The sequence below is a fragment of the Simplicispira piscis genome, from assembly GCF_054783455.1.
On sequence record NZ_BAAGQN010000007.1, the window covers coordinates 528,462 to 536,570 of the forward strand.

General features: G+C 58.5%; 7 protein-coding genes and 1 pseudogene. 7 read left to right on the forward strand and 1 reads right to left on the reverse strand.

What is annotated here, in order from left to right; all coding sequences use genetic code 11:
- Positions 1-294: 294 nt before the first annotated feature.
- The 6 genes from ACYVOC_RS05785 (at position 295) to ACYVOC_RS05810 (ending at position 5,316) form a co-directional block, all read left to right on the forward strand.
- Positions 295-1,104 (forward strand): HNH endonuclease, encoded by an 810-nt coding sequence (locus ACYVOC_RS05785; protein ID WP_461161160.1) that lies wholly within the window; start codon positions 295-297, stop codon positions 1,102-1,104.
- A gap of 50 nt (positions 1,105-1,154) precedes the next feature.
- Positions 1,155-1,895, forward strand: coding sequence for a toll/interleukin-1 receptor domain-containing protein (locus ACYVOC_RS05790; protein ID WP_461161161.1), 741 nt, complete (start codon positions 1,155-1,157; stop codon positions 1,893-1,895).
- Between the two features lie 51 nt (positions 1,896-1,946).
- Positions 1,947-2,741 carry a hypothetical protein gene (locus tag ACYVOC_RS05795; RefSeq protein ID WP_461161162.1) on the forward strand — a complete coding sequence of 265 codons (795 nt, stop codon included), beginning with the start codon at positions 1,947-1,949 and terminating at the stop codon, positions 2,739-2,741.
- Between the two features lie 154 nt (positions 2,742-2,895).
- Positions 2,896-4,368, forward strand: a complete 1,473-nt coding sequence (locus ACYVOC_RS05800) for a PIN domain-containing protein (RefSeq protein WP_461161163.1) — start codon at positions 2,896-2,898, stop codon at positions 4,366-4,368.
- Positions 4,328-4,792, forward strand: a complete 465-nt coding sequence (locus ACYVOC_RS05805; protein WP_461161164.1) for an ASCH domain-containing protein — start codon at positions 4,328-4,330, stop codon at positions 4,790-4,792. Before ACYVOC_RS05800 ends, ACYVOC_RS05805 begins: the two co-directional genes overlap by 41 nt.
- On the forward strand, positions 4,792-5,316 hold the full coding sequence (locus tag ACYVOC_RS05810) for an ATP-binding protein (RefSeq protein WP_461161165.1): 525 nt from the start codon (positions 4,792-4,794) through the stop codon (positions 5,314-5,316). The genes ACYVOC_RS05805 and ACYVOC_RS05810 overlap by 1 nt, the downstream gene beginning before the upstream one ends.
- Positions 5,317-5,358: 42 nt before the next feature.
- Here ACYVOC_RS05810 and ACYVOC_RS05815 read toward each other — a convergent pair whose 3' ends face one another.
- Entirely contained in the window at positions 5,359-6,420 is a 1,062-nt protein-coding gene (locus ACYVOC_RS05815; RefSeq protein ID WP_461161166.1) for a DUF4365 domain-containing protein, read from the reverse strand.
- Between the two features lie 194 nt (positions 6,421-6,614).
- Between ACYVOC_RS05815 and istA the strand changes: the two are divergent.
- Positions 6,615-8,048: pseudogene (gene istA, locus ACYVOC_RS05820) on the forward strand (IS21 family transposase); the annotation flags it as partial.
- Positions 8,049-8,109: the final 61 nt, after the last annotated feature.

Consider the following 8,109-nt stretch of genomic DNA (forward strand, 5'->3'; position numbering starts at 1 on the left):
GATAGCCTGGAAACCCGCATGAATGCTAGAGTTGTTTTTACGACTTTAATTACCCAGAATAGTTCGGTTGTCGGGTCGTGTTTCCAGGAAACTCCCTGCAGTCAAGAAGTTCGATTGCATGCTGGAACGCGCTTGCACTGAAATTTTCTTCTCAGAGAAAGTGCATTTCCGTCATAGCTCGTCAGTTGACCGCTTCAGGCTGATCTGAGTCGTTCCCGGTTGGCCGCATCAACGACCGCTGTTGAGCAGACCGGTCGTTGCTGTGAGGCTGCATCTTCGCAACAATGTTCCCTCATGCGATGCCTTTTTTGCCGGATGGACTCAACCTCTTCCAAGAGCGTCGAACACATCATCCCTGAGAGCTTGTGGAACACCCAGCATGTGTTGCCCAGAGGCGTCGTGTGTGACGCATGCAACAACTACTTCGCGCGTGAGGTCGAGAAGCCGTTTCTGGACTCGCCGGCAATTGCCCGTCTCAGATTTACCCAGGTCATACCGAACAAACGCGGTCGCGTGCCGACAAGCGAGGCGGTTCTGCAGCCCGGATTTCCTGCAGTGTTGCACCGCAATCCTCGTGATCCACGCATCCTGAGGGTTGATCTCGAGCCAGACGGGCTGCGCCACCTTGCCAACCTCAAGAGCGGTGAGCTGATTCTTGCCGGCGGGGTGGAGATGCCTCCGCAGCGAGTTACCTCGCGCTTCCTCGCAAAGATGGCCCTTGAGGCCATGGCTTACAAGCTCCTCGCTTACCCTGATGGCATCGCCTACCTTGTCGATGAGCCTCAGCTTGATCTGATTCGAAACTTCGCGAGGCGCGGCGTTCCAAGAGATTGGCCGCACCACATCCGCCGGATCTACGACAGCGAGCGACTAATCATCGAGCCGGACGGTCGATCAGTTCAGACGGTTCACGAGTTCGACCTCCTGGTCACAAAAAGCCGGGAGTGGTTCTTCGTCTTCGCGCTCTTTGGCGTCGAGCTTGCGATCAACCTCGGAGGCCCGGAGATTGACGGGTACCTCGCATGGCTGCAGGAACACGACGAGCAGAGTCCGCTCTATGTCGATCGCAACGAGAACTGGGGGGACGTGGCACCGCCGGGCTAACTAGCCTTGATAACCGATTAGCTAAACTGCGCTGATCGGGGAGGATCAGCATGAAGAAGCCATATCACGTCTTCATTTCGTATGCGACAGAAGACGAGGAATTCGCCAACGAGTTGTCGAAGTCACTGAAGTGGCTCGGCCTATCCGTTTGGTTCGCGCCCGTCACCTTGGAAGTCGGCGGCAAGCTGCTGGACTCGATCAATGCCGGCTTGGCTGCTTCACAGTACGGGCTGCTGCTCCTGTCGCCCGCCTACATCGAGAAGAAATGGACCAGCTACGAGCTTGATGTGCTCCACCGCCAGCACATCGAGCATGACAAGAAACTCTTTCCTCTCTGGCACGGCATTACGAAGGCACAACTGGACGGATGGAATCCCGGGCTGTCTGGGATCATTGCTCTGCAAACCAAGGAGGGCGCGAGCAGCATCGCCGAGAAGATTTCCCGTGTGGTCTATCGGGGGTGCCCGGTGGTTGGCGTCGATCCCTCGTATGAGAACCCGCAGTGGCGATTCCTTCAGGGGCGTGGTGAGCTGTACGTGAATAACCGTGGTGGTGGCGCGTTCAACGTCTTTCACGCTGCCACGTTCCCCGACAGCGCTTTCCCGATCTACGTTCATGAACGCCCGCACAGTCGCAGGGACATCGTGCTGGCCATCGCCAAAGCTCTCTACTACCGCAGCTACGACGAGTTAGCGCTTTTGGACGACGACCGCGAGAAAATGAAGGTCATCTGCAAAGAGCACGGATTTGACCTAGATCACCCGCATTTCGATCCTGCAATCTACGGCTAAGGCTGGAACGGGCGAGATATGAGCCATAAGCTAGACCTGCTAGACAACGCGATGGACAGCCTGGAAGAGGCGCTGAAAAAGTTCGAGGAGGGCGACGAGGGCGATCTGAAGGCCTACAAGTTCTGCGTCCTGCATATGGCGCACTTCATCGAGCTGATCTTCAAGCACCACATCACTGAGAAGCACCCGCTGCTGATCTACGCCAACCCGTTCGTTGAGAACCTGAAGCCCGCTACCGCTAAGACGATTGGTCTTTGGGAGGCCGTCAACTTCATCAACAACGAGGACAAGGATGCCGTCTCCGGGGACTTCAAGAAGGACTTGGACTGGCTTAAGCGGCTGCGTAACGACATAGAGCATCACAAGTTCGAGATGGATGTGCCGACCGCACGTGTGACCATCGGCCGCTTGTTCCGTTCGGTCATTGAGTTCCTAGAGTCGTACGGTGCGGTAGACGTGGAGGCGCGAATCCCCGAAGGGACTAAAGCTATCTTTCAGATGCTATCTGACGAGTACCAGTTCAAGCTGCACGATGCGCTGAAAGCGGCGGACGCGGTTGAGGAAGCACACCCTGGCGCGGCGATGGACCCCGATGCTGATCCCGTACGCCTCGACTGCGAGAAGTGCGGCAACTTCACGATGGTCCTCAACGAGAAGTCCTCATCGGGCTACCGCTGCAATTTTTGCGAGAACGAGGAGGGGGACGATCTGCCAGCGAGCTGCACGTGTTGTGGAGCTCGGATGACAGCCGGCGACCTTGAAACCTGGGCCGACGATGGCCACGGCGTTGAGTACCGCTGCTACTACTGCTCGGGAAGGTATGCCGCCGACCGTGATCGAGACTGAAGATCGCACGGTCGTCGGCAGGTGGCCTTACTCGGCCTGAACGAACATCGGGGCGTTGAACCCGTCCTGAGCGATTAGGCCGCGCACGGCCATGCTCGCGGTACAAGGGCCACTCAATAGTGGCTACGCTCGCAAAACGCAGGGGAGGAAACTAGTGACGAAGCAACTGACGCTTTTGTTGGACACCAACGTCCTTATTCCGCTTCAGGACTCGTTCTTGGCATTGAGCGACAGCTTGGCTAGCTTTCATCGCCTCGCCTTAGTGGGCGGTCACCAACTGGTTTACCACCCGGCAAGTCTTGCCGACTTTGAGCGGGATTCGGACGCCGACAGGCGCGCCCGGAACTTGCAGCACGTGCGCCGGTATCCTGCGCTGGAAAGCCCAGCGAAATGCCCGTGGAACACGGCAACCACCGGCCAGAATGATGTTTGCGACAACGAGATACTGTATGCGCTTCAATGCGATGCCGCCCATGCGCTGGTTACCGAAGACAGAGGTCTCTTGGCCAAAGCTCGCGCGCGTGGGCTTGCAGATCGAACATATACGATCCAGACCGCAGAGGATTGGCTTCGTCGGCTACATCAGCCGCACGACGTCTCCTTGCCCAACATCCAGGACGTCCCTCTGCACAGCCTGACGCCCGACCTTTCGGGCGCCTTCTTCGGGAGCCTTCGAGAAGGCTATCCACCGTTCGACGAATGGTTCCGAGACAAGGCACGAGAAGGCAGAAAGGCATGGGTTTACCGCGACGACGACCGTTCGCTAAGCGCAATCTGCGTGTATGCCATACAGACGGAGGAACGGATCACCGACGACGGACAACGGTTGGCCGGCCGAGCCTTAAAGCTCTGCACCTTCAAGGTCGGTGAGGCAGTACGGGGCCGGAAGATCGGCGAGCTCTTTCTGAAGGCCGCCTTTCGGTACGCGACCGATAATGCGTGCGAGCATGTCTTCATCCATGCGGACATTGAGAAGCATGGCTATCTCGTCAACCTCCTTGTGGACTTCGGATTCGAGGATCGCGGCACATTCGGTCGTGATCAGATGTTCGTGAAGGTTCACCCCAGATCGGCTCCGCCGGAATCTGGCTGGTCCCCTTTCGAGTATGTGCAGCGTTTCTTTCCGCACTACCAGTCTGGCTCCGAGGTGCGGAAGTTCCTGGTTCCCATCCAAAGCGGCTTCCATCGAATCCTGTTTTCGGACTACCAGGGGTTCCAGACGCTCCTGTTCCCGTCCGGCGGCAACATAGGCAACGCGATCAAGCTGGCCTACCTGTGCCACGCGGCGACCAAGGAAATTCGCGCCGGGGACCTGCTGCTTTTCTATAGATCCGGTGACGAACAGTGCGTGACATCTCTCGGCGTGGTCGAACGATTCGAGGTCCTCGACGATGCAGCGAAAATTGCGAGCCTTGTGCGTCGGCGGACTGTGTACAGCATCAAACAAATCGAAGAGATGGCCGTGGAGCCCACCAAGGTCGTTCTCTTCCGGCTCGTCGAGCATCTGCCGAACCCTGTGTCCTTTCAACGTCTCCAGGATGACGGCGTAGTCACTGGCAACATTCAATCAATAACCAAAATTTCCGATGTCGCGTTTTCTACAGTGCTTAGAGCCGCAGGGCGCTAAGGCGGTCTTGTTGTCGGTTAAGCCCCGATTCGCCGACCAGATCATGGCAGGCACCAAGCGCGTGGAGTTCCGCCGGTCCTGGGCCAAGCAGCCCGTTGGACTATTGTTGATCTATTCAAGCTCACCGATACAGCGACTCGTCGGCCTTGTCGACGTCGATGGCACGGTCATAGGTTCTCCGGCAAAAGTTTGGGCCGCGTGCGCCAGCCGAGGGCCAGGCTTAGCGCGCAAGGAACTGTTGAGCTACTTCGAAGGCAAGTCTGAAGCCCACGGCATTTTGCTCGGCGAAGTCACCAAGCCGCCACAACCGATCGCACCGAAATCCGTCTTCAAAGGTTTTCGTGCGCCGCAGTCTTTCCGATACCTAAGCAACGCCGAGTTGCGTCGCGTGGGCAAGAAATTCGGCTTGCAGGAAGAAGCCTGATGACGATCTTCATTGGCGGTATGCATGGCGTGGGTAAGACTCATCTCGCAAAGCCGGCGGCGGAACGGCTGAAGCTTGTGTATGCGAGCGCAAGTCAACTCATTCGTACTGAGCGCGGCCTCGCTTCATGGGGAACCGACAAGGTCGTCTCGGACGTAAACTTGAATCAGCAGGCTCTAGTCTCCGCGGCCCGACGTATCCATGAAGGAGGAATCACGCTTGTGCTTGACGGGCACTTCGTCATCCGCACGGCGTCGGGGCGGCACCAGCAGATTCCTCTTGATGTATTCGCAGACCTGAAGTGCGCAGCGGTCGTCCTTCTTCAAGCGCCGGCCTCTGTTGTGCTGGCTCGCCTAGGCGGACGCGGAGATCACAGCTGGACAGAGGATGAAGTTATAGCGTTCAGCGCCGCGGAGTTGGATCACGGCTCGGCAGTCGCCGCTTCGCTTCGGGTCCCCCTGTTGTCGCTTGAGTCACCGAGCCCCGAAGAGTTCGAGGCGTGCCTCCGGCAGGTTGTCGGATAACTTACACGCAGGTGTCCTCGGCACGTACGCGCTCGCAAGCACTCAGGCCACGTCTGGCGGGCCAGCATCCGTCTCGATTAACTCCAGATAGTCCAGTAACGCCGACGGGCCGCGGTTTGCGTACTTGTCCCAGAACATGTCTGGCTGACGATACCGAAGGCCAGCGAACGTGAATGCAGACGGATCCACTGTTACGTCCCCGGAATTGTGCTCGGGATGTGCCTCGCGAAAGGCACAGTAGTAGGCGACCCGAGGTTCCATGCCAGTGTAGCGATGTGGAAGACCCAGCGAACGGATGTGCTGGAAATGGTCGTCATACATGATGGCAAGCGACGTGAGGCCTGCACGTGAGTAGGAGTCGCCTCGCAAGACAAGCCGATCGATGGTCTCAGCATCTACAACTGCTCCGCGTCGGCGAACCATTGCGAATAGCTTATCGGCGACTACGTTTCCTTCGCAGGTCCCGCGCATGCGATCACCGAGCTTGATGGCCTCGTCGATCACGGCGTTGAGACCTGCTCGCCCAAGACCATCGGCGCATGATGCCAAAGCATCGGCCAGCACAAGCACCATGTGCCTGTCCCCAATCGCGACTGCGGCATGCAGGGCATCGCGTAGGCTGAGCGCTAGCTGCGAGCTACCCTCCCAGCGCGCAATCTTCTTCAGTTCACCGTCAAGTCCAGCGGCGACAGTGTGAGTCTCGGGCACCCACGCCGTCCAGGACACTTGTTCTGTCAGCAAGGGACTGCCGGTCACGCGTTGGGCAAGCAACCAGTCTTGTAGCCACAGATACCAAGCCTCTTTGGAAGTTGTGTCAACGCGAACCAAGATGAGCGGATATCGACACGCATCCGCATACTCAAGATACTTTCGCTCGATGGTGAACTTGATCGCCCCGTCCCGCCGTTCTACCTGCTCAGATGATTTGACTTGGACCTTCAGGATGTCACCGGAAACGCTGGGGTCAGTTATCTCAAACTCGGCGTCGATGCCGAAGTCTTCGCTGAGCTCTCGCGACAGCCAATGCGGATGATCCTCGACGTGGGCATGGAGCCACTTCTGCCCCTGTGAACCGGTCTTCTGACTTGAGCTTCTGTCCGTCATGTCGAGACTGTAAGCCTGACGTCCAATTTGGAAGTTTTCAGTGGCGCAAATGCGTCAGACAGCGGTCAATACATACGGTGTTGCCGCCGACTGAAAACTGACCCACTTAGAGGGCATGTGCCGCTTCAAAACTGACCCAGGTGTTTTACTTGCCTTGCCTAAATATTGGGCAGGGAAAATGCAAGGTGATCACCATGGAAATGTTGGGAAGAATTCGACGGATGTACATGCGCGACAAGGTGTCGTTGCATGAGATAGCCAAGCGCACGGGCCTATCGCGCAACACGGTGCGAAGCTGGCTGAGGAAGCCAGAGGAGGTGAAGGAGCCCGTCTACAGCCGCACGGCGGGCTTCAACAAGCTCAATGCGTATGTGGCCGAACTGGAGCAGTCGCTCAAGGCCGATGCGCATCGACCCAAGCAGAACCGTCGCACGGCACGCGCCTTGTTTGCGCAAATCAAGACCAGCGGATATGAGGGTGGGTACACCCGCGTCACGGACTTTATCCGGGCCTGGCGCGTCGACGCTGGCAAGGACGCCCGGGCGTTCGTGCCACTGAAGTTCGAGATGGGCGAGGCGTTCCAGTTCGACTGGAGCGAAGAGGGCTTGGTGGTGGGCGGTATCTACCACCGCATGCAGGTGTCGCACATGAAGCTGTGCGCCAGCCGCGCATTCTGGCTGGTGGCCTACCCCAGCCAGGGTCACGAGATGCTGTTTGACGCCCACACCCGTTCCTTTGCGGCGCTCGGTGGCGTGGCTCGCCGGGGTATTTACGACAACATGAAGACGGCCGTGGACAAGGTCCCGCGCGGCAAAGGCGGACAAGGTGGCAAGGGCCGCATCGTCAACGCACGCTTTGCCGTGATGTGCGCACATTACCTATTCGATGCCGACTTCTGCAACGTAGCCAGCGGCTGGGAGAAAGGCGTGGTGGAGAAGAACGTGCAGGACAGCCGCAGGCGCATCTGGCTGGAGGCGCAGCAGCAGAAGTTTGGCAGCTTTGCCGAGCTCAATGTTTGGCTGGGCGCACGCTGCCGCAGTCTGTGGGAGGAGGTGCGCCACCCAGAGTACAAGGCGTTCAGCGTGGCCGAGATGCTGGAGCAGGAGCGCGCGGAACTGATGCCCATGCCGACAGCCTTTGATGGCTATGTGGAGCGCTCAGCCAAGGTGTCGAGCACTTGCCTGGTGGCGGTGGCGCGCAACCGCTACTCGGTGCCGTGCGAATTGGCAGGCCAGCGCGTGAGCACCCGGCTGTACCCCGGCCGGGTGGAGATCGCCAGCGACGAAATGATCGTGGCACGGCACGAGAGGCTGCCCAACCGGGGCCACATCTGCTACGACTGGCAGCACTACATTGCGCTGATTCAGCGCAAGTCTGGTGCCCTGAGAAATGGCGCGCCCTTTGCAGACATGCCGACGCCTTTGCAGCGATTGCGACAAGGCTTGATGCGCCATGAGGGCGGTGAAAAGACCATGGCGCAGGTGCTCAACTGCGTGTCCAGCCACGGACTGGAAGCGGTGCTGGTGGCGGTGGAGTTGGTGATCGAATCGGGCGCGCTCAGCACCGAGCACGTTCTCAACGTATTGGCTCGGCTTGATGCGCCAGAGCCTCCTCCCAACATTGAATCGCCCCGGCTTTCGTGGAGGCCAGTTGGTTTAAGTCAGGCCACCATCATGGCAGTCTGACTGG